Origin of the sequence: Actinomadura sp. NTSP31 (assembly GCF_041951385.1) — a bacterium.
GTDB lineage: Bacteria > Actinomycetota > Actinomycetes > Streptosporangiales > Streptosporangiaceae > Spirillospora > Spirillospora napierensis.
This window is the reverse complement of sequence record NZ_JBGNUT010000029.1, coordinates 86,610-107,872: the sequence shown is the minus strand read 5'-3', so window position 1 is coordinate 107,872 and position 21,263 is coordinate 86,610. Positions and strand designations below refer to the sequence as shown.

The following is a 21,263-nucleotide window of genomic DNA, read 5'->3' as shown; positions in this document are numbered from 1 at the left end:
GAACGATCGCGTCACGGCTCGCAGCGTGTGGGTTGAGGTCACCGCTCGACCGCAGAGCATGACGATCGCGCCGGGGCCTGGTGAGCCGGTCGTTCGATGCGCGGGTCCTGGCACTGCCTATGACAAGTCTCGGCCGGTCGCGGCACAGCACACCGATTGCTCGTACACGTTCGGGCGGTCTTCGCTTCATCAGCCCGGCCATGCGTACCGGGTGCGAGTGACCGTTGTGTGGGGCGGTACGTGGCGGGGTTCGGATGGGTCTGGTGGTGCGCTTCCGCCGTTGAGCCGGTCGACGAGTTTCCGGTTGCGGGTGGCCGAGGCGCAGGCGCTCTACGGATGAGGGTTGGTATGAGGTCGAGTAACAGTGCGCTGCGTGGGCCGGAGGCTGCGAAGGCTGCGCGTGGGGTCGATTCCAGGGCGTTCAAGCCTTTGCCGCGGCAGCGGCGTCCGGGATTTCTCATCGGGGCGGCCATATTGGTGCTGTTCGCCGTGGCGACCAACGTCTACCTGTTCGTTTCCTCGGGTGAACGGGTGTCGGTCGTGAAGGTGGCGCGTGACGTCGCGGCGGACCACGAGATCACGCAGGCTGATCTCGAGCGGGTCAGGGTCGCGGTGGAGCCCGGTGTGGCGATGATCCCAGCCCATCAACTGGACCAGGTGGTCGGGCGGCGGGCTGCGGTGCCGTTGCGGAAAGGGACGCTTCTCGCGGTGTCGCAACTGTCGACGCAGCAGAGTCCCCCGGCGGGACGGACGCTGGTGGGCATGTCGCTGAAGCCCGGTGCGATGCCGCCCGGGTTGGCTTCGGGGTGGAAGGTCCGCGTGGTGTTCACCGCCGGCGGCCAGGGCCAGGAGCCCGCGGGCGGCGCTCAGCAGAGCCGCGCCGAGTCCATCGTTCCTCGGGACGTCGCCGCGGTGGTCGACCAGGTGGACGAGCCGGACACCGACGGGTCGACGACGGTGTCGTTGATGGTGCCCGACGCCGACAGCAGCACGGTCGCGCGGCAGGCGGCCGCCGGGATGGTCGTCCTGGTGGCCACGGAAAGGCAGGACGGGACGTGACGCTGTACTGCGTGGTCTCGGCGGGCGGTTCACCGGGCGTCACCACCACCGCGTTGGGGCTCGCGGTCACGTGGCCGACGAAGGTGCTGCTGGCCGAGTGCGATCCCATGGGGCGGGGCGTCTTGCCCGGCTTCATGGCGGATCGGCTCAGCGAATCCGCCGGGCCGGGGCTGCTGGGGTTGGCGATGGCCACCGAGTCCGGGACGCGGGCGCGGCTTCCGCTGGACGACTACGTGTTTCCCGTCCCCGGCGAGGGCGCCGTGGAGTTGCTGCACGGCGTTCGCGATCCTCGGCATGGCGTGCGGCTCGGGACGTTGTGGGGTCGCCTAGCTGAGGCCCTGGCTTCGCGGGAGGGCGATGTGGTCGCCGACCTGGGCCGGATCGGTGGACGCGATACCCCCATTGATCTGCTGGGGGCTGCGGAGACCGTGGTCATGGTCCTGAAGCCGACGTTGAGGCAGGTTGATGCCGCTCGGCCGCGGATCGACGCTTTGAAGGACCTCAGAGGCGGCCGCGGGACCATCCGCCTGTGCCTGATCTCGGACGGCCCGCATCGCGCGGTTGAGGTCGAGCGGGTCCTCGGAACACCGGTATTGGCCGAGCTGCCGTATTCGCCTGACGATGCGTCCGTGTTCTCGGATGGGGCTTCGCCTCGGAGGACGTTCAAGACGTCGCTGCTCCTGCGGTCGTTGAGATGCATGGGGCGGCGACTCCGCGCGACCGTCCCCACCGCGTCCGAAGTCGGCGGGGACACGGACGGGGCGGTTCTGTCGGGCGCGGGTGCCGTCGTTGGGGGTAAGCGGTGAGCGCGCCGGGATGGACCTTCGCTGGGCCGGACAGGGCACGTCCCGCAGAACTCACGTCATCGCGCGATGGTGCGGACGACGCGGATCTGTGGGCGGCGGTCCGCGAGGTGTCCGTCCAGCTCGCGGACGTTCTGCGGGACGGTGTCGACCGCGTACGGGCGCGGCAGTTGATCGATGCCCAGGTGCGGGCGTGGGGTGACGACCAGATGGCGGCCGGGCGCGTGACGTCGGCCGAGACGCTGCAGAGGGTCGCGCGGTCAGTGTTCGACCGCCGTTTCGGTCTCGGGCCGTTGCAGCCGTACCTGGAACGCTCCGACGTGGAGAACATCGTCGTCAACGGGTGCCGGCAGACCTGGATCAGCTATACCGACGGCACCAAGCGGCCGGGGCCGCCAGTGGCGGACACCGACGAGGACCTCGTCGAATGGGTGCAGCTGCTGGCGCGGCGAGGGAACACCGGGCGGGAGTTCTCCCACGCGTCGCCGCTGCTGGACGTCGCGCTCTCCGACGGCGTCCGGTTGGCCGTGGTGGGCTGGGTGTCGAGGCGCCCGCATCTGGCGATCCGCGTTCACCGCTTGGTTGACGTGACCCTGCGGCAGCTCACCGAGCTCGGGACCCTGACCGAGCCGCTGGAGGCGTTCCTGCAGGCGGCGATCCGGGCGCGTCGGAACGTGATCGTGTGCGGGGAGGTCAACACCGGCAAGACCACGCTGGTGCGTGCGCTGGCCAACGAGGTCACGCCCGACGAGCGCATCATCACGTTGGAGAGCGACTTCGAGTTGTTCCTGGACGATCCGCGCCTGGCGCACCGGCACCACGATGTCGTCGCGATGGAGGCGCGGCAGGCGAACGCCGAGGGCGCGGGCGAGGTCCGGCTGCAGGATCTGGTGCCGGCGTGCCTGCGGCTGAACCCGGACCGGGTGATCGTGGGTGAGGCGCGGCAGGGAGAGCTGGCGCCGATGCTGGAAGTGATGTACTCCGGGGCGCGCGGCTCGATGTGCACCCTTCACGTCCACCGGCCCGAGCATGTGTTCAGCCGTGTCGTCCAGCTCGGCCGCCGCGCGGATCTGGGGCTGGGGTCCGACGACGTGCATCTGATGTTCGGCCTGGCCGAGCCTCTGGTCGTCTACCTGGAGCGCGACCAGGCGAGCAACGAACGGTTCGTGTCGCAGGTCATGGAGATCGGCCCGCCGGGGGACTCGGTGGAACCGACCCGCAACCTGGTTTTCCGGCCCGGCCCGGACGGCCGGGCGACCCCTGCGGGTGGGCACATCAGCGCCGCACTCCTCGACGACCTGGTGGTGCAGGGTTTTGATCCCGAACTGCTCAAGACCGGGTCGGAGGCGTGGCTGTGATGGTGGTACTCGCCGCGCTGGCCGGCCTTTGCGCCGCCGGTGCGGTCATCACCCTCGTGGCCGGGCTGCGGGGAACCGAGCCCGCGACGCGGCAGGGGCGTCCTCCTTCGCGCCTGCGGACGCTCGTGCGTTCGTCGGCTTGGCCCGGGCGCCGGAACCGGTTGGCCGCTGGTCTCGTGATGGCCCTTGTGGTGTTTCTGCTGTCTGGATGGCCGGTCGCGGCCGTTGCCGTTGGGGCCGGGGTGTACGCGGTGCCACCCATGTTGTCGGGACGCGCGCCGCAAGGCCGGATTGCGCGGCTGGATGCGTTGGCGCAGTGGTCGCGGCGGCTGGCGGAGATGATCGGCGCCAGCCGGGGCCTGGAGCAGGCGCTGGCCGACAGCGCCCGTATCGCGCCCGAAGCGATCCGCGGACCGGTCACCGTGCTGGCCACGAGACTGAACAACCACGCCAACCCCGAGCAGTCGCTGCGGGCGTTCGCCGACGAGCTCGACGACCCGATCGCCGATCTGATCGCCTGCGCGCTGGTGCTGGCCGCCCGGCGTCGAGGCCCGGGGACGCGCGAGGCGTTGCGGCTGCTGGCCGACGCCGTCGAACAGGAAGTCCTCGTCCGCCGGGACGTCGAGGCCGAACGAGCCGGTTTGCGCACGACGCTGATCGTCATCGTGGGCTCGGTCATGGCCCTGAGCGTGCTGTTCGCCTCGTCGCAGACACTCGCCGCTCCTTACGGCACCGCGCTCGGGCAGACGGTGCTTGCCGTGGTCGCGGGCATCTACGGGGCCGGCCTGTGGTGGATGCGGCGGCTCGCCGTCCTGTCAACCGGAGCGAGGTTCATGGACACCAGCCACCCGACGTCCGCCGTTCAAGGAGCCGAGCTGTGATCGTTGTCTCCGCCCTTAGCGGGGCCTTGGGCGCTGTCGGCATCCTCATGTTCATCCGTGGGATTTGGCCCGCGCCTCCGCGCTTGGACGCCGCTATGGCCCGGATCCAGCCCACACTGCTCCCCGCGCCACCGGCCGACGATCTGAAGGCCGGCGAGCGCCTCGGCCGGTGGTTGGCGGATCGTGTCGCGCGTCCGGCCGGGACGCTCGCCGTACCCCGGGCCGATCTGGCATTGCTTGGACGCCCGGTCGAGCGGTTCATGCTGGACAAGCTGGTTCTGCTCGTCATCGGGCTCGTCGTGCCTCCGGTCTTCGGCGGCCTGGTCGCGGTGACGGGCGGCTCACTGCCCTGGGCGTTCCCCGTCGTCGCCGGGGCCGTCCTGGCTGTGGCCTTGTGGTTCGTACCGGACTGGAACGTGCGGTCCCAGGCTCGTCAGCGGCGCCGCGACTTCCGGTACGCCTTCACCTCCTACCTGCAGCTCGTCGTCCTGGAACGCGAAGCCGGCGCCGCGTTGAACGCCGCGCTGGAGAATCCGGCGAAGATCACCGACGGGTGGCCGTTCCAGCGGATCCACGAGGCGCTGACGCGGGCCCGGCACGGCCAGGAGCAGCCCTGGCGGGCCCTGTCCCGGCTCGGTGAGGAGATCGGCGTCCGCGACCTGATCGACCTGGCCCACACCGCCGAGATCGCGGGGAGCGAGGGCGCGAAGATGCATGACGTCCTGGTCGCCAAGATCACTTCTATGCGGCATGAGGCGTCCGCCGCCGCTCGCGCCGAGGCCAACTCCCGCACCACCGCCATGTGGGTCCCGACCAGCCTGCTCATGCTCGGCTTCGTGATCCTGGTCGGCTTCCCGTTCTTCTCCAAGCTCCTGGCGTCCGGCTAACACGCAGGAGCGTTCACGCGCCAGCTCATCGGGGGACCATGAACACACTCAACGCCGCCATGCTCCGCGCGGTCATTGCCGTCCACGACCGAGGCCGCCGCCTCGCCACCGCCCTACGTGATCGAGACGACCGGGGCTCGGGGGTGGTGGAGACGATCATCATCGTGGCGGGCTTCGCTGGTCTGGCGTTCGTCGTCTATATGGCCGTGTCAAGTAAGGTCCACGGCTGGATCGGCAAGATCCCTGGCGCGTCCGGCCCGTGAAGTCACCTCGACGAGTACGGCGGCGCAGGGACGCGGGATCGGCGACGGTCGCAACGGCCATCACGTTCCCAGTGGTCGGGCTGCTGTTCTTGGCACTGGCGCAGGCGGTGATGGTGTCGGTCGCCCGCGACGTGGCACAGGCGGCCGCCGAGGAAGGGCTCCGCGTCGCCCGCGCCCGCCAGGGCACCTTCAGCCAAGGACGCGCGGTCGCAGCGTCCTTCGCCCGCCGAGAGCCCGTCCTGCAAACGCCCGACGTCACCGTGTCCGGCACGAACACCATCGTCGTCCGGGTCACCGGGCATGCCCCGTCGCTGTTGCCGGGCGTCGGCATCACCGTGTCCAGGACCGTACGCGGCGCCCGTGAGCGGTTCACCACGCCGGGGCCGACGTGAACGCAGGGAACAACCGGACGCCGACCCGGGCGCGGGACGCGGGAAACGCGGTGGTGGAGACCGCGATCCTGGCGCCGGTGTTCATCACATTCCTGGCCGGGCTGCTGGTGGTGATGCGGGTCGTGCACGGAAGCGCCGTGGTCGCGCAAGCCGCCGCCGACGCCGCGCGGCAAGCCTCCATCGCCCGGACGGCCCGACAAGCCCAAGCCGCCGCGAGCAGCAGCGCGTTGCGCACCTTGCACGACCGGGGACTGCACTGCACGCCGTCCGTCCGGCTCGACCTGTCCGGCTTCAACCGTCCAGTTGGACAACCCGCCACGATCGCCGCGCGAGTGACCTGCACGGTTCGGCTCGGCGACGTCGGGCTACCGGGAATGCCCGGCGCCCGAACGGTCACCAAGACCCATCGCTCGCCGATCGACCCCTACCGGACGGCTCAATGAGAAGGACATGGGGACGCGTTCATAGGGCACAGCCTGAACGCGGGAGCGTGAGCGTCTTCGCCGTCATCATCACGCTGGTCGTGGTGGTGTTCTTCGGCGCCGTCGTCGACTTCGAGCAGGTGCTCGAAGCCCGGCATGACGCCAACACCGCCGCGCAAGAGGCCGCCCGCGCCGGCGCTGGACAAGTCGACCGGGACCGAGCCTATGACCGTGGGCAGTTCCTCGTTGATCGCGAGTACGCGACCCAGGCGGCCCGCTACTACCTGCGGACCAGCGGTTACACCGGCACCGTGACCAGGGCCGGGAGGCATTCCATCCGTGTCCACGTCTCCGTCACGCGACCCGCGCGGTTCCTATCGCTGATCGGCATCTCGACCCTGCATGCGGACGGCGAAGCAACCGCGAACCTGACCCCTGGAGTGGAAGGACCCCGCCAACCGTGACCTACACCGGACGCAGCCGCCTCGCCGACTTCGTACGCGGACTCGGCGCCCTGGCGGTCTTCGCCTTCCTCCTGGTCGGATTCCCGGTCGCGATGTACGCCATGTTCGGCTCCCCCCTACCGGACAAGCTCCCGACCTGGGCGGAGATCAGCACGACGCTGATGCGGCCGGACACCGACCAGACCGTGTTCATCGCCACGATCCGGCTCATCGGCTGGGGCGCATGGTGCCTGTTCATCGTCACCGTCTGCGCCGAGCTGGCCCACTACCTGTCCGGACGTGGCAAGCCCGCCATGCCGCGTTCGGCGTGGCCGTTGCAGAAGCTGATCCGTGACCTGGTCGCCACGGCGACTCTCACGTTCAGCGTCGCCGCGTCTCTCGCCTCGTCGGCTTCCGCCGCGACGCACGTCCACACGGCGACAGGTGTCCATGCCACCGCCGATTCCGAACCGAGCAAGCAGGGGCACTCGACACCCGGGTTGAGCACGCCGGCATCGACGACGGGCGCGTCCGAGTGGACGCCCCTGCTGGCCGACGAGCCCCCCAGCGAGCCAAAGCCGGACCATCACCCCTGGCGGACGCACATCGTCAAACGAGGCGAAACCCTCTGGGATCTCGCCCGACGCACCTACGGTTCCGGGACTCTCTATCCGAAGATCTTCAAGACCAGCCAGGACGTTCACCAGCCCCACGGGCTCCCCGCGCTCACCGAGCCGGACCTGGTTCGCCCCGGCCAGCGCGTCCTGCTTCCGCGATCCGGCACGCATGAGGCCCCGCCATCGAAGGCGGGATCGCACTCAGGGCACGAGGCCGGGCACTCAAGCGGCACTCGGTCGCTGGCCCCGACAGGCTCACCGGCCAGCGCGTCGAAGCCGCCCCAAGTACAGGCTCCGGTCGTGGCGCCGCCCGCCGAGCCTTCCGGCAGCACCGCGTCCACGGCACTGCACGACCAGGACGGCCACCATTCGCCGCTGGAGATCTCCCTGCCGTCCGGGTCCCGCATCGGCGTCGGTCTCGCCGCCGTGCTCAGTGTCGCCGTGGCCGCGACTCGCCTGCACCGGCGCCGCCGGCGTCCGCTGACCCTCGAACCCGACTCGCCGCCGAGCCCCGCCGAGGAGCCTCCGATTCCCGCCCCGGTCCTCAAGGCCCACCAAGTTCACCTGAAGACCCACGCCGACCGGGGTGCCCCCGTCCCGTCCGACCCCGACATCGCGTACAAGGACATGCTGGCCGCACACCCCGACCAGATCGTCCTCGGGTCCCGCGATGGCAACGCCATTCCAGTGTCTTTCGCCGGGCTGAACCTCGGCCTGACCGGTGACGGCGGCCACGCCGTCGCACGCGCCATCACCATCGAACTTCTGGCACAGGCTCGCCGCTACCGTGCCGAGGTCATCATTCCGCGCGCCGATGCGCAAACACTCTTCCCCGGCGCCGAGATCATCGGCTTGGGCGCGGAGATCGGAGGGCTGATCGTCACGCCGTCGCTGCGGGAGGCCACCGACCGCGTGGAGGCCGAATTCTTCCGGCGCGGCCGGCTGATACTCACGAGTGAAGTCTCTGACGTGCCCGGCTTCCGCGCCTATGACGAGTGCGAACCTCTGGAGACCATGCTTCTAGTCGCGTCGGCACCGCCGGACGGCGACGTCCTGCCCGCCATCGCCGCGCTCGGCCGCCGTTACTGCATCGGCGCCCTAGTGCTCGGTGCCTGGCCGTCCGGCACCACCGTGGAACTTGCCGCGGACGCGACCGTCACCGACGCTGACGGCCCCGACGCAGCACGGTTCAGCGGGGCCCGGATGTTCCACCTGACCACGGATGACGCCACGGACATGCTGCGGACCCTCCGCACCGCCACCGGCAACGAGCCCGACCTTGCCACTCCGCCCGCGAGCACGGACGACGCGCCGGAACCCGAAGCGCAACCCGGTCCGGCCATGGTGCCGCCTCCGCGTCCGTCCGGAGAGGAGCGGTGCCGCCCGGTCCGCCTCAATGTGCTGGGGCACGTCAGCCTGCACACCCTGGACGGCCCGATCAACACCGGGCTCCGTCGGCGCGCCCGCGACCTGCTCGCCTATCTCAGCCTGCATCCGGACGGCGTCACCCGTGACCAGGCCATCGCCGACCTCTGGCCGGACGAGAGCCCCGGCGGCGTCGTCGCGCAGTTCAACACGGCGGTCAACAACATCCGGGGCGTCCTTCGAAACACCACCGGCCTCGAAGAACCCAGGTACATCCTCCACAGCGCGGGCCGCTACCGTATCGACTCCGATGTCCTCGACGTCGACCTCTGGGAGCTGATGGCTGCGCTCGCGGCCGCCGGGCCAGGTACCGACGACGATGCCAGAGCCGAGGCGCTCTTCCGAGTCGGTGACCTCTACACCGGCGAGTTCGCCAGTGCTTTGGACGGCGTATGGGCCCAAACCCAGCGCGAATACCTCCGCCGTACCGTCGGCGACGCTCTTGCGCACCTCACCCGGATCATCCAAGAGGACGATCCGGAACGAGCGCTGGCAGTGCTGGAACGGGCCATCGAGCACGACGCCTTCACCGAGCCCCTGTACCGCCACATCATGCGGCTGCAAGCACGCCTTGGCCGTCCGGACGCCGTCCGGCGCACATACGGACTTCTGGAGTCTCGCCTCGTTGAGATCGACGCAGAACCCGAAGAGGAAACCTCTCAGCTCGTGCGTTCCCTGATGCGGTCGTCGAAACGGAGTTGAGGGCGTGAGTGAGCGTTCGCGAGTTGCGTACGTACCGATGTCGCACGAGCATCGAGCAACTCATGAGGGCAGAAGCGGCGTTGTCACGGTCGGGCGGATGTGATCGGCTGTCGAGGTGGACGTCGACCAGTTCTTCAGCTACGGGCCGCGCGCTCCATTCGAAGTACAGCACGTGTTCACTAACCGGGAAGCGCAGATCCGGGCCTTCCGGGAACGGTTCGCGGAGGCGGCCGGACGGTCGTGGACCGTGGATGAGCTGCTGGATTTCCAGCGGCCGGCGTCCAACCTCATCGCCGTGTGCGGCGAAGGCGGGATCGGCAAATCGACGCTGACCCGGTACGTCGCGGAGCTGGCGGTGTCCGGGAAGCTGGACGGTCTGCCGCGGCGCGGCGCCCGCGCGGTGCTGGATTTCGCCGACCCGGCCAGTTCCAGCTTCGAGGCCGTCCTGCTGCGGGTCCGTGCCGCGCTCGCGCCTCTGACGCGGACATGGTCGGCGTTCGACGTGGCGTTGGCCGTGTACTGGCAGCGCAAGCATCCGGGCGAGTCGCTGACGACGTTTCTGCGCAAGGAGTCCACGGCCGAGTCGCTGGGCGTGGCCGACCAGGTCGGTGACACCGTCGACCAGCTCCTCGGCGGTTTCGGCGCACTGTCGGTGGCGTACCGGGCGCTGAACCTGCTCGGCCGGACCGCCGCGCAGAAGGCGCGGCTGAAGCGGCTCCGCAACGAACTGCCCGCGCTCGATCCGATCCTCAGCGAGCCGGACCCGGATCGGATGCTGGGGTACATGCCGGTACTGCTGGCCGCTGACCTGGAACGGGCGCGCCGCAAACGTCCGGCGCTGGCGCTGTGCGTGCTGGACACCCTCGAGAACGTCCAGCGCCTGCCCGCCGAACGGGGCGGCCTGGAGGACCTGGTGTCGCGGCTGGTCTACCTGATGCCCAACGTGGTGTTCGTGGCCGCCGGACGGCTGGCGCTGCGCTGGCACGAACCGGCCAGGGCCGCCACGCTGACCTACGGCGGCGAGCGCCGCTGGCCGGGCCTGGCCGGCGGTGACCAGCTCGGCCTCGACGGATTCGACCCGGCGTCGGCCGAGGCGTACCTGACAACCCGGCTCACCGTGGACGGGACGCCGGCGATCGGACCCGCGATCCGGGAACGGATCACTGCGGGCTCGGGCGGGTCGCCGCTCTACCTCGACCTGTCCGCCGAGCTGTTCGGGCAGTACCTGGCGCGCGGCGAGACCCCGCCCGCGGAGGTGTTCGGACTCGGTTTCCCCGAGCTGGTGCTGCGGACGATGCGGGACCTGTCGGCGACCGACCGCGACCTGCTGCGAGCGGCCGCGCTGCTGGAGGCGTTCGACGAGAACGTCCTGCACGCGGTACTGCCGCACCTGCGCTCTCGGCAAATCGAGAGATTCGTGCAACGACCGTTCGTCCGGCGGGACGAGACGGTCTGGCCGCCATATCGATTGCACGAGAACCTGCGCCGCAGCGTTGTCGAATGCGACGCCGACACCGACGACGGCTGGACGGAGGCCGAACGGAGCCGCAACGCCGAACGCGCGATCGATCAGCTGACGACCACCGCGCTGGAGGTCTGGGACGACGACGCCGAGCACCCCCTGGCGTTGGGGGTGCGGAGCAGGCGATGCGTGGCGGCGTTCCTGCTCGTCCTGCGCGCGGCGGACGAGCATCGGCTGGTACCGCCGGCCCTCGGCGACATCGCCTACAGCCTGACCGTCCTGGGGCATTGGCAGGTACTGGTGTCCCTTCCCGAGCTGCCCGGCTCACCAGAACTGGATCGGCTGACCGAGTTCGCGCGCGTGACGGCGCGAGGAGACGTCAACGCCGAGGACCGCTACCAGGCGCTGCGCGAGCTGGTCGGCGAGCCGGACGGGCCCTTCGCGGACTACTACCGGCACGAGCTGGCCAGCCGCGCGCACGTCATCGGCCAGGTCGACCAAGCCGCTGACCACCTGTCGGGGATCGAGCCCGCGTCCCTCATCGGCGGCAGCGCCCGGTTCGGGCTGGCTGACAACGCGCTACGCCGCAGCGACTACAAGACCGTCGCCCGGCTCATGCAGGACGCATCCCCGAAAGGGCCCGACCAGGTGCGGGCCGCTGACCTGCTCGGTCACACCTACCTGCAGAACGCGCGGTTCCCGGAGGCGGCCGGGTTCTTCGAGTCGACCCTGCAGGCGGCACGCGCGGCCAACGCGCCGCTGTGGGAGGCGCGAGCCCTGCGGCATCTGCTGCTCGCGCTGATGTGGTACGACCCCGACCGGACGCTGTCGCTGCTGGGGCGGGCGCGCGAACTCAACGGCTCCGCCGGCGAACCGATCGGCCTGGCCCAATGCGACATGGCAGAAGCCATGGCGCGCGCCCTGCGCGGCGAACGCCGCCAAGCTGCCGAGCTCCTGCAGACCGCGGCGCGCCGGTTCAGCGAACTTGGGGCGACGCGTGAGCTCCTGCCGGTCGAGGCGTTGCAGGTCCTGCTGGACGCCTCGGGCGGCCAGACCGCGCAGGCCGCACGCACCGCACAGAACCTGTGCGACGACTGCCTGCCCGTCTGGGAACCGGTGGCGCGGTCATGGGCGGGCCTGGACGCCGATTTCAGCGCCATCGAGTGGCTGGACGATCCGGCCTCCGCACGTCACCGCTGGCGGGCGGCGCTGGCCCGGCTGCGAGCACCGATCTGCGGACGCCTGGACGTCGGCGACCGCCGCGCGCTGATCACGACCGGCCGGGTCCCGGATGCGGTCGCCGAGGTCGCCGTCGAAGCCGCGCTGGCCAGTCCCGCGTTCGACGGCCCACGCGACCTCGCCGCCGCGCTGGCGACGCTCGGCGCCGATGGTGTCGTGCCGGGCGTCCGGACGGTGGCGAAGGTTCGCCGCCGACAGCACGAACGGCTGGAGACCCTCCGCAACTTCGAGGACATCCGCGCCGCGGCCGGCGTCCGCGCACCTCGCCTGCTGGACGCCGGGACGACCGGGGAAGCCTGGTGGGCCATCCTCGAACGCCTCCCCGGCGCGCACGCCGACCGTCCGACACCCGCACGGCAGCGCGAACTGGGCCACCAGCTCAGACTCTGGCACACCCGGCCCCCTGGCGACGGGCTACGACTGGACGACTCCGGCGCGCTGGGCGTCCTGCTGGGCTGGGCACGATCCGCCGCCTCCGACGCCTACCCGACCCTGGCGGAAAACTTCGGCGCGGTCTGCGAAGGGCTTGCGATGACCGCGATCCACGGCGACGTCGCGGTCTGCCACAACACCCTGTTCGAAGGCGACACCCTCACCGGCCTACTCGACCCCGGGGCGACCGAATCCGGACCCCCGATGCTCGACCTGGCCTGGTCCCTGGCCGTGGACATGCCGCGCGGCGGCGAACCCGGCCCCCTCATCGACGGCTACGGCCAGGAGGCCATCGACCCCGAATCCCTGAACGCGCTGCTGCCGCTGATGATGCTGCGCCGCCTCATCGACACCCCCGCCCTCGGCCTCGCCGAAACCGACGGCGCATGGATCAGACGCTGGCTCGGAGACCACCGCCCCGACCTGCTCACTCTGGCCCGATGAGCCCGGCCCGGCGGGCGCACGCGTACGGGATGTAGTTGTCCAACACGTTCGCCGGCACGGAGAGCCGCTCGCGCAGGTCCAACTCGTCGTCGCGCGCGTAGAAGCGGTTGAGGCCGTCGAACAGCGCCAGCCTGTACCCGGCCCCAAGCACCTCCGGCTCCCACTCCTCATGGCTCGGCCGGCTCGTCAGCGGAAAGGTCGCCTCGACCACGACCGCCCGCGGCCGCCACCTGCCCAGATCGGCTGACCGCAACACAGCCGCCTCGGCGCCTTCCACATCCACCTTCAACAGATCGAAGCCCGGCTTCGCGTGCGCGCTGAGCACCGACTCCAACGTGACGACCTCGACGTCCAACACCTCGTGACGCCACCCGTTCGCCAGGTGCGCCTCCAACACCTCCCGGCGCAGCGTGCTGAGACCCCCGCCGCCCGCCTTCCCTCGCCCCGGTACGACCCGAAAGAACCCCGCGATGCCCGGCTCATTGCCCACGGCCACCCGCAGGCACACGTCGCCCGGCCGGGCCCCCGTAAGGCGCTCGTGGCGCTCGGGCAACGGCTCGATGTTCACTCCGCGCCAGCCCAGACGGTCCACCAGGTTCTTGGTAAGCGAACCACTGACGGGCTCGCCGGCCCCGACGTCCACGAAGAACCCGCCCCGGCGCCCGGCGAAGGCACGCATCAACACCACGTCCTCCGCGTTCCCCGCATACGCGATCAAGTCATAACCGCTCACACCCGCCAACCTACGGGCCCCTCTGCAGAGCGGCCACAGCCCCGTGGCCGGGACCGGCTGGGAGATTGCGCCTCGGCCAAGCCAACTGAATGATTGACCGATGATCCCGGTCTTCACAACAGATTCTGTACCTATTTACGGAGCTCAGCCGGTGACAGGCGCTTGGCCTGTATGGGCCGAGTCGGACGATGCCGGCCGAGCCATCGACCAACTGGCCCGGCAGTCTGCCGCACAAGGAGCCCATGCGGTTATAGGCCTGCGGCTGTCTACCTTCTCGAGCGAACATCGCATGGATAAGTATGTGGTTATGGGAACGGCGGTCACTATGGCGGATGCGTAGACTTGACTAATTGACGCGAGGTATTCCTTGATGGTGGCCGGTTCGCCACGTTGATTCGCCGCTAATGGGACGCGGTGGCGGGGCGGCCGGGCAGGAGGAATCAAGGAATGTCCAGATTCAAGCTCGAACCCACGGCCTCGGTGATGGGCGCGTCCATGTCGTGGCGGCGCGTCTTCCCGGGGCGGGCGGATCAGATTCCGCTGGCGCGGCAGTTCGCGATGTTCCTGTTCGCGGAGACGTCGATCGCTGCGGACGTGGGGCTCGTGGTGACGGAGCTGTCCACGAACGCGGTCCGGCATACCCGCTCGGGTCAGCACGGCGGCCGGTTCACCGTCGAGCTGGTACTCGGCGGCCTGGCCTACGTCGGTGTCAGCGACCTCGGCGGTGGCGGCTACCCGACGGTGAGACACGACCCGCTCAACGGGCCGGTCGAGAGCGAGGGCGGTCGCGGCCTGCGGGCGGTCTCGCAGCTGGCCGCGATGCTCGGCGTCCACGGGAGCCCGGTCGAGGGCCACACCGTCTGGGCGGACCTGATCTGCATCGACAAGCCGTACGAGGACCCGCCGCTGGTCACGCCGGTCAACCCGGCCGCGTAGGGCGGGACCAGCCTGCGGTTACCAGGCTGGTCCCGCGCTCTCAGCCTAGGACCGGACTCGGGCCCTGTCTGCACCTTGCCCAGGTGCAGACAGGGCCTTCGCTCGTGCGGGGAGCGGTAGAGGGGGTAGTCGGGGGGTTGACCGGAGGGGCAACCGGGGGTGCGTCTATGGTCGCCCCCCTCGCATCGTTGCATCTACGCAGGTCAACGCGGCTTCGGGTGGGGCGGTGGTGTGCCCGGATACCCCTACAGGGTGACTGCATAGGGGCGCGGCCGCTCACAACGAAAGAATCTCCTTCTATTTTTTCGTCGACTCCACTACACCTCTTTCTATATTCCCCTACTAAGAAGGCTTGGCCGCCGGCACCGATATCGGTGCGTGCCAAGTATGGCGCGATAGCTGCGCGGCAGAGCCGACGCCACCCGCTGGGCAGAGGACGGAACGCGCGAGTCCGGCGCAACGGCGTCGGAAGGTGTGGGTCGCCTCAGCTCGAAGTCGTCGAAGTCAGCCCGGTCATTAAAATGTTGTTTACTGAGGTAAGCCTCTCCAGCCGTTTCGGCGACACAATTCGTCGGCGCTCCGTGTTGCATTCGCTGTGACGTCGAGAAATGGTCGTCATGGCGGACGACGCCGGGCGGGAAAGTCCCGCCGCACCGGCCGCCATTCGGGAGGCAGAAACAATGGCGAACACCAACACCACCGCGACGGGCACCACCGCGACCGCTGGCACGGCCACCATCGCCCCGGCGGACGGCACGGCGGACGGGCGCCCGGACGGGGCGGCCGGGGCGGTGTGGGACGCGCTGAGCGCCGCGCCGGAGGGTGCGACGGTGTCGGTGCTGGCTGAGGCGTCCGGGACCAGCCGCGCGACAGTGACCAAGGCCCTGACGGCGTTCGCGGAGGCCGGGCGTGCCGTCCGGGCGCCCGGTGAGGGCACCGGCCGGGGCCGCACCCCGGACGTGTGGGCCCCGGTGGCCCAGACGGCCACCGCCGGGACCGGTGACGCCACCCCGGCCGCCCCAGCGGACGACGCGGCCACCGACACCACGACGGCGCCGGAGGCCAACACTGGGACGGGGGTGATCTCACCGGACACCCTGGCGACGGCGATGCAGGTCCTGGCGGACGAGGCGGACCGGCGGGCGGCGACGGCCGAGTCGCTGCGCAAGGCGCAGGAGGAGGAGGCCGAACGGCGCGCGCGGGTCGACGCCGAGTTGCGCAAGGCGCAGCAGCGCGAGGACGCGCGGGTGGTGTTGGCGGACCTGCTGAGCACGGTCACCACCACCCTCGCCGCGATCGCGGCCGACGACGACGAGCAGGTGGCGCGCGGGATGGACGAGGTCGCGCGGTACGCCGGTAGCGTCCGGCGCACCACCCGCGCTACCACGAGCGCCCGGACGGGTACCGGGACGCGGACGCCGCGCGCGGCCGGTGACCGTGGCGCGCCGTCGCCCCTGCGGCCCCTGGTCGCCGGGCACCTGAACGCGTTTCCTGACCTGGAATTCACGCCCGGTGAGATCGCCAAGGTGCTCGACCGGTCATCCGGCGCCGTCGCCAACGCCCTCGACACTCTCGTCGGAAGGGGCGAGGCGGTCCTGACGTGCGAGCGCCCGCGCCGGTTCCGCGCGGCAAACCCCACCACCGACCGCGCTACCGGGGACGGCACCACCACCGGCACGGACGCCGGTCGCGGTGACGGGGACAGCACGCACGCCGCGTGACCCCGTAGGGCGGGGCGGACGGGTGGTAGCCCGTCCGCCCCGTCATGACCGGGCCCAATGGGCCACGACCCCAGCCAATGAGGTTGTCATGACGAAGGAGACGCTACATGTCCGGTGACCAGGTCGACAGGACCTCGGACGACACGGCGCACGACCCGCACGACCAGGTGTTCGTGCTCCTCGGGTGGGCGTGGGACGTCGCGGGCGCCGCACGGGCGGCCGCCCGGTACCCCGTCAGCCGCGCGAACGTGGCGGAGATCGGCGCGCTCGGTGCCATCGTCCGCATTGACGCCGACCGCGCGGCGACGGTGGATCTGTCCTGGCCGCTGCTGGCCGTGCCGATCCCCCACCCCGACAGGCCCATCGTGATCGACGGGTGGCACCGGATCCACAAGGCCCGGCAGACCGGCGTCACCGAGTTGCCCGTCATCATCCTGAACGACGAGGACGAACGGGCCTGCCGACTCATGGGCGGCGGCATCACCCGACGCTGGTAGACCGGCAGACAGATCACACAGCGCACCACGCATTAGGGGCCCGGGTAGGCGGAACGCCACCCGGGCCCCGTGCGCGCCGTCGCCGGGTGCGGCCCCGTGCGCGCCGTCGCCGGGTGCGGCCCCGTGCGCGCCGTCGCCGGGTGCGGCCCCGTGCGCGCCGTCGCCGGGTGCGGCCCCGTGCGCGCCGTCGCCGGGTGCGGCCCCGTGCGCGCCGTCGCGCTAACTCGCCGCCCGACGCGGTTCTGTGAAGAGAGACTGTCCGCGTCGGGAGGCTTCGAGGGTGAGGCGGACTCGGTCGGCGAGGGCCGGGTGGAGCCACTGGTTGAGGGAGTCCTGGTCGCACCACTGGAATCCGATGATCTCGTGGCCGTCGGTTCGGACTTCCCGCACTTGCAGAGCGGACAGCTTGGCCGAGTAGTAGAGCAGAAGACGGTCTCCGGCGTTCGGTGCCCATGCGACGAGGGCGGGGCTCGGCGGGAACGCCGGCGAGATGGAGAGTTCTTCGCGTACCTCCCGCGCGACACCGGCGGACGGCAGCTCGCCCTCGTGCACGTATCCGCCCGGCAGATGCCACCGGCCCTTGTAGGTCGGATGCACCAGCAGGACGAGGCCGCGAGAATCGGTCAGTACCGCGTGAGCTGCCGTCTGGGGAGAGGCGATGTTGGTTGCCATCGGCTCAGTCCAGCCGAGTACCGGCGATGATGCTTCGGGCGTTCTTGCGAGTCAGGCTCGCGGCGACGAACGCGCCCAGCTCGTAAGCGTGCCCGGGAGTGTCCCACTCGTGGGCGTAGGCGAACGTGGCGCCGTCCCGGCTGAAGACCATCCCGATCAGGCTGAGTTGGCCGTCGTCGGTGGTGTGGCAGTGCCCGGCGATGGGGCTGTTGCAGTGCCCTTGCAGGGCGTGCAGCATGGTCCGCTCGGCGAGGATGTGAGTCCGGGTCTCGGCGTCGTCGATCACCTGGAGAAGCTCCACGATCCCGGTGTCGGTCTTGCGGCATTGGACGCCGACGACGCCCGCTCCGATCGCGGGGCACATCTCGTCCAGGCTGAGACGCTGCGAGATGCGGTGTTGCATCCCGACCTTGGTCAGGCCGCCGCCGGCGAGCACCAGGGCGTCGACCTCCCGCTCCTCATCGAGGCGGGTCAAGCGCGGGACGACGTTGCCGCGGAACCGCTGGACGTTCAGGTCAGGGCGCCTGCGCAGGAGTTGCGCCTTGCGCCGGACGGCGGACGTCCCGATACGGGCGCCCGGCGGGAGGTCGCTGATGAGGCTGTACTTGGAGCCCTCGGGGAACACCACCGCGTCGCGCACGTCGTCGCGTTCGAGGTAGGCGGCGAAGACGAACTCCTTGGGCAGGGGAACGTCGCCGGGCACGTCCTTCATGCAGTGAACGGCGGCGTCGATCCGGCCCATCATCAGGGCCTTGTCGATCTCCTTCATGAACAGGCCCTTGCCGCCCAACTCCGACAGGTCGCCTTTGTACCGGTCCGCCGAGGTCTCGATGGGAACGTATTCGATCTCCAGGCCGGGCACGACGGCCGAGAGGGCGTCGATGACGCGGCGGGCGTAGGCGCGCGCGAGGTGACTGGCGCGCCCACCCACCCGCAGCGCCCGCTTGGGCAACGCGTCCTCGAAGTAGGCGACGGCGGGAGCCAGAGGGCTGCTCGAACCCATGGGAACAATGGTCATGTCAATGTCTTCCGAGGTGTCGAGATGGTGGACGGCGCCTCACCGAGCGTATCGGCGAGGGTGAGCGCCGCATGGCTGACCACCCGCGATGCGCCGGCGCGCAGGAGCATGGCGTACTCCTCGGCCAGCAGCGCGGGCGGAAGGGTCGTGCATTCTCCGGACACGGAGAACGGCAGCAGCGGGACGCTGGCCCTGGCGTGCAGACCGCTGAGGATGTCGGTTGAGAACAGGGCCGGTTCGATCAGTAGCGAGTCGGCGCCTTCGGCCAGCATCATCAGGCCCCGCTCGACGGCCATGGCCGTGTGTCCCGAAATCGGTAGCTGGAAAGGGCGAGGCTCCTGCCGAGGCCGGATGCCCATGGCCGCCCGATAGCCGCCGTACAAGCGGGAGTCCACGATCAGGTGCGGCATGATGCGCACCTCATCAAATCCTGCGGAGTTCAACGCACTACGGCACGCCGCGACCGAGCCGGGGATCATGGCGGCCGGACCGATCACGTCGGCTCCGGCCCTGGCATGTGCCACGGCCTGGCCCGCGAGCGCCGAAACAGTTGCTGCCTGGTCGGGCTGCCCGTTGCTCGCGGTGATGTGGCAATCGCCGGTCGAGAGGTAGGCGCACAGGCAGGTCTCCGTCATCACCCGCATACTCGGGCATGTTGCTTTGACGGCGCGGATCGCACGCGCCATCACTGAGTCGGGAGCGCAAGCCCGCGTCCCTGAGGCGTCTCGCCGGTCGGTGGCGAAGACCTTCAACGCGGTGATGCCTGCCGCGTGGGCCCGAGCCGTCACACCAGGCACTTGGTCCAGAGCGTAGGTCGGGACGGAACCGCCGGCCCCGCCGTCTTCCCGGACGAGCACGACCATGACGAGGAGATCCGCGGACAGTCTTGCGGAGGAACCCGTGAGCACGCGACACCCTCTTTCACCGAAGATCTGTTGGAAGGACCGGGCGGGGACCGACGGGGGCACGGACCCCCGCCCGGCGACTGGATGGGTCCTGGATCCGGCCCTTCGCCGAACGGTTCCAGGACCCGCACCCCGAGCGCGCTCCCCTCCTCGCGCGCGGGGCGTGCCTTCTACGGTTGCCCGCAGTGCTGTGGGACGGGGTCGGCGCCCGTAGTGCGCATCCGCGCGTACAACCGCTCGTCCTGCTCGGCTTCGGCCTGCTCGCCTTCCAGGCGCGGATCCGGCACAGGCGGCCCGGTCTGTGCCGCCTTCCGTACGAGCGTGACGTGCTCGTCGACGAGTTCTTCCAACTCCAGACGGACCTGCCGCTGGCACTCGTCGATCGTCCGGCGGAACATCCCGTGCATGGTCATCGCCTCGTCCCACGCCTTGGCCACGACGCCCAGGGCCGCACCGATGGCCTCATCAGCGGGACGACGCTTCATGCCCGCCAACTCCGCCGTCGTACGGTCCTCCACATAGACCGTCATCAGACCCACGCGCACGTACGCGATGCCGTGCTCGAACAGCCGGTCGGCGAACAGGGTGGAGATCAGCGAGCCCATGGCCTGCGGCCTGGCCGTATACCCCATCGGTTCGGGCATCGTCATGAGGGAGCCCCGATCGTGCGAAGCGCCGCCTTCATCTGGACCACGGCCTCAGTCGGGTTGTCGGCCTCGCACAACCAGACACCACCGCCCCAGCTGAACCACCACCGGTCGCCGTCACTCGCGCGGCGACGACACTCGATCGCAACCCCGCGCGAGCCGGCATCTTTGGTCACACGTATCCGACACTCGCCGACCGCCTCGGGCGAGAGCCTCTGTCCGCGCAGCAGGTTCGCCAGCGTGGCCACGAACATCGCGCCCTCAGAACCACCGGGTTCGGGCGCGTCCTTCTGCTGGATGCCAGCTTCGATTTGGCTGGCCGCCAGGCCGCCTTCGCTCGCCCCGCCGGGACGGGACTTGAGGTAGTGGCGCAGGCTCCGCAGGGTGGGCGGCCCGCCGGTTCCCAGCTTGGCGACGATCTCCAGTTCCGGCTTGAGGTACCGCCGCTGCGACCGCTCGGCGTCCTGGACGACCGAGATGAGGCCCTCTTCCTCCCAGCGCAACAGGACGCCCGACTTGAGACCGGTGAGGTCGAATGCCTCGCGCACGCTGATCCACGGACCGTCGGCACTGGACATGCCGTTGATCTCGGCGACCTTACCGACGCGCTTCCGGGGGTAGTCCGCTACCACCAAGGTCATGCTGCTGCTGCCTCTTCCATCTGGGTTCTGATCAGGTGCGCCGCCGCCCTCGGCTCGTTCGCCGACCGGATGGACTTGCCGGTGCGGATGTCGTAGAGCCACCACGCCCCGTCTCGGCAGTAGCGGCACCCGACCGTGACGGACCGTCCGGGCGGGCCCAGCGGGATCACGTTGAGGACCGCGTACCCCTGGACCTCGGCGAAGGCCGTGACGACGCCCTCCACGCAGGCGAATGCATCCGCGAGGTGGGCCAGGAAGGTGATCCGCTCGCGCTGGGGGATCAGGGGTGCGGGGCCGCTCGCGCGCTTCGGTTCCGGGGGCGAGGGGATGTAGCGCGCTTGGGATGTCCGCGCGTGTGCTCCCATGGGGTCACGCGCCGGGGGAGCGGCCGTCGTCGTCCGCGCTTCGGTGTTCGTCGAAGGTCTTCATGATCGACCTCTTTCATGGGTGGGGGCGGTTGTTCCTGTGCTGTGGCGAAGCGCGGAACGGGCGCCCTGACCGGTTCGCCGGGGTCACGGATTGTCGCGAACTACTTCCGTGCTGACTCCGAGTAGAGCACCATGAAAACCGCGTCTGCAAGGCTTCGGACGCATTCTCCGGACTGAATTTCCGCAGGTCGGAGGCTCATTGCGAATCGTGCGGGCGGATGCTTTCATTTCGAGTG

General features: G+C 70.1%; 22 protein-coding genes. 15 read left to right on the top strand and 7 right to left on the bottom strand.

Features of this window, described 5'->3' with window-relative positions:
• Positions 1-477: 477 nt before the first annotated feature.
• The 11 genes from ACA514_RS36865 (at position 478) to ACA514_RS36815 (ending at position 12,829) form a co-directional block, all read left to right on the top strand.
• Positions 478-1,059: an SAF domain-containing protein gene (locus ACA514_RS36865; protein WP_375045947.1), complete on the top strand. Its 582-nt coding sequence runs from the start codon at positions 478-480 to the stop codon at positions 1,057-1,059.
• Positions 1,056-1,865 (top strand): hypothetical protein, encoded by an 810-nt coding sequence (locus tag ACA514_RS36860; RefSeq protein WP_375045913.1) that lies wholly within the window; start codon positions 1,056-1,058, stop codon positions 1,863-1,865. The genes ACA514_RS36865 and ACA514_RS36860 overlap by 4 nt, the downstream gene beginning before the upstream one ends.
• Positions 1,866-1,972: 107 nt before the next feature.
• Positions 1,973-3,220, top strand: a complete 1,248-nt coding sequence (locus tag ACA514_RS36855) for a CpaF family protein (RefSeq protein ID WP_375045912.1) — start codon at positions 1,973-1,975, stop codon at positions 3,218-3,220.
• The gene (locus tag ACA514_RS36850) at positions 3,220-4,101 is read left to right on the top strand and encodes a type II secretion system F family protein (protein ID WP_375045946.1); all 882 of its coding nucleotides are present in this window, start codon (positions 3,220-3,222) and stop codon (positions 4,099-4,101) included. The genes ACA514_RS36855 and ACA514_RS36850 overlap by 1 nt, the downstream gene beginning before the upstream one ends.
• A 95-nt stretch (positions 4,102-4,196) precedes the next feature.
• Positions 4,197-4,988 (top strand): type II secretion system F family protein, encoded by a 792-nt coding sequence (locus ACA514_RS36845; RefSeq protein ID WP_375045911.1) that lies wholly within the window; start codon positions 4,197-4,199, stop codon positions 4,986-4,988.
• A 38-nt stretch (positions 4,989-5,026) separates the two neighbouring features.
• Positions 5,027-5,251 carry a hypothetical protein gene (locus ACA514_RS36840; RefSeq protein ID WP_190859284.1) on the top strand — a complete coding sequence of 75 codons (225 nt, stop codon included), beginning with the start codon at positions 5,027-5,029 and terminating at the stop codon, positions 5,249-5,251.
• A gap of 71 nt (positions 5,252-5,322) precedes the next feature.
• On the top strand, positions 5,323-5,643 hold the full coding sequence (locus ACA514_RS36835) for a hypothetical protein (protein ID WP_375045910.1): 321 nt from the start codon (positions 5,323-5,325) through the stop codon (positions 5,641-5,643).
• On the top strand, positions 5,640-6,086 hold the full coding sequence (locus ACA514_RS36830; RefSeq protein ID WP_375045909.1) for a TadE family protein: 447 nt from the start codon (positions 5,640-5,642) through the stop codon (positions 6,084-6,086). The genes ACA514_RS36835 and ACA514_RS36830 overlap by 4 nt, the downstream gene beginning before the upstream one ends.
• Positions 6,087-6,133: 47 nt before the next feature.
• A complete protein-coding gene (locus ACA514_RS36825) occupies positions 6,134-6,529 on the top strand; it encodes a pilus assembly protein TadG-related protein (protein WP_375045908.1) in 396 nt (131 codons plus the stop codon).
• A complete protein-coding gene (locus tag ACA514_RS36820) occupies positions 6,526-9,252 on the top strand; it encodes a BTAD domain-containing putative transcriptional regulator (protein ID WP_375045907.1) in 2,727 nt (908 codons plus the stop codon). Before ACA514_RS36825 ends, ACA514_RS36820 begins: the two co-directional genes overlap by 4 nt.
• Before the next feature lie 115 nt (positions 9,253-9,367).
• On the top strand, positions 9,368-12,829 hold the full coding sequence (locus tag ACA514_RS36815; protein ID WP_375045906.1) for a hypothetical protein: 3,462 nt from the start codon (positions 9,368-9,370) through the stop codon (positions 12,827-12,829).
• Here ACA514_RS36815 and ACA514_RS36810 read toward each other — a convergent pair.
• On the bottom strand, positions 12,813-13,562 hold the full coding sequence (locus tag ACA514_RS36810; RefSeq protein WP_375045905.1) for an FkbM family methyltransferase: 750 nt from the start codon (positions 13,560-13,562) through the stop codon (positions 12,813-12,815). The two genes, ACA514_RS36815 and ACA514_RS36810, sit on opposite strands and share 17 nt — an antisense overlap.
• A gap of 100 nt (positions 13,563-13,662) precedes the next feature.
• Between ACA514_RS36810 and ACA514_RS36805 the strand changes: the two genes are divergently transcribed.
• The 4 genes from ACA514_RS36805 to ACA514_RS36790 all read left to right on the top strand — a co-directional run bounded on the left by ACA514_RS36805 (position 13,663) and on the right by ACA514_RS36790 (position 16,716).
• Positions 13,663-13,902 (top strand): heavy metal-binding domain-containing protein, encoded by a 240-nt coding sequence (locus ACA514_RS36805; RefSeq protein WP_375045904.1) that lies wholly within the window; start codon positions 13,663-13,665, stop codon positions 13,900-13,902.
• A 107-nt stretch (positions 13,903-14,009) separates the two neighbouring features.
• Positions 14,010-14,498: an ATP-binding protein gene (locus ACA514_RS36800; protein ID WP_375045903.1), complete on the top strand. Its 489-nt coding sequence runs from the start codon at positions 14,010-14,012 to the stop codon at positions 14,496-14,498.
• Between the two features lie 680 nt (positions 14,499-15,178).
• Positions 15,179-16,219, top strand: coding sequence for a hypothetical protein (locus tag ACA514_RS36795; RefSeq protein WP_375045902.1), 1,041 nt, complete (start codon positions 15,179-15,181; stop codon positions 16,217-16,219).
• Positions 16,220-16,326: 107 nt separating this feature from the next.
• Positions 16,327-16,716 carry a hypothetical protein gene (locus ACA514_RS36790; protein WP_375045901.1) on the top strand — a complete coding sequence of 130 codons (390 nt, stop codon included), beginning with the start codon at positions 16,327-16,329 and terminating at the stop codon, positions 16,714-16,716.
• A 219-nt stretch (positions 16,717-16,935) separates the two neighbouring features.
• Here ACA514_RS36790 and ACA514_RS36785 read toward each other — a convergent pair whose 3' ends face one another.
• From ACA514_RS36785 to ACA514_RS36760, 6 genes are all read right to left on the bottom strand, one after another.
• A complete protein-coding gene (locus ACA514_RS36785) occupies positions 16,936-17,388 on the bottom strand; it encodes an NUDIX domain-containing protein (protein WP_375045900.1) in 453 nt (150 codons plus the stop codon).
• Between the two features lie 4 nt (positions 17,389-17,392).
• Positions 17,393-18,391, bottom strand: coding sequence for a hydroxymethylbilane synthase (gene hemC / locus ACA514_RS36780; protein ID WP_375045899.1), 999 nt, complete (start codon positions 18,389-18,391; stop codon positions 17,393-17,395).
• A gap of 11 nt (positions 18,392-18,402) precedes the next feature.
• Positions 18,403-19,269 carry a hypothetical protein gene (locus ACA514_RS36775; protein ID WP_375045898.1) on the bottom strand — a complete coding sequence of 289 codons (867 nt, stop codon included), beginning with the start codon at positions 19,267-19,269 and terminating at the stop codon, positions 18,403-18,405.
• 212 nt (positions 19,270-19,481) lie between these two features.
• Positions 19,482-19,961 (bottom strand): hypothetical protein, encoded by a 480-nt coding sequence (locus ACA514_RS36770; protein WP_375045897.1) that lies wholly within the window; start codon positions 19,959-19,961, stop codon positions 19,482-19,484.
• Complete coding sequence (locus ACA514_RS36765; protein ID WP_375045896.1) at positions 19,958-20,599, bottom strand: hypothetical protein; 642 nt, start codon at positions 20,597-20,599, stop codon at positions 19,958-19,960. The genes ACA514_RS36770 and ACA514_RS36765 overlap by 4 nt, the downstream gene beginning before the upstream one ends.
• On the bottom strand, positions 20,596-20,964 hold the full coding sequence (locus tag ACA514_RS36760) for a hypothetical protein (protein WP_375045895.1): 369 nt from the start codon (positions 20,962-20,964) through the stop codon (positions 20,596-20,598). The genes ACA514_RS36765 and ACA514_RS36760 overlap by 4 nt, the downstream gene beginning before the upstream one ends.
• Positions 20,965-21,263 lie beyond the last annotated feature (299 nt).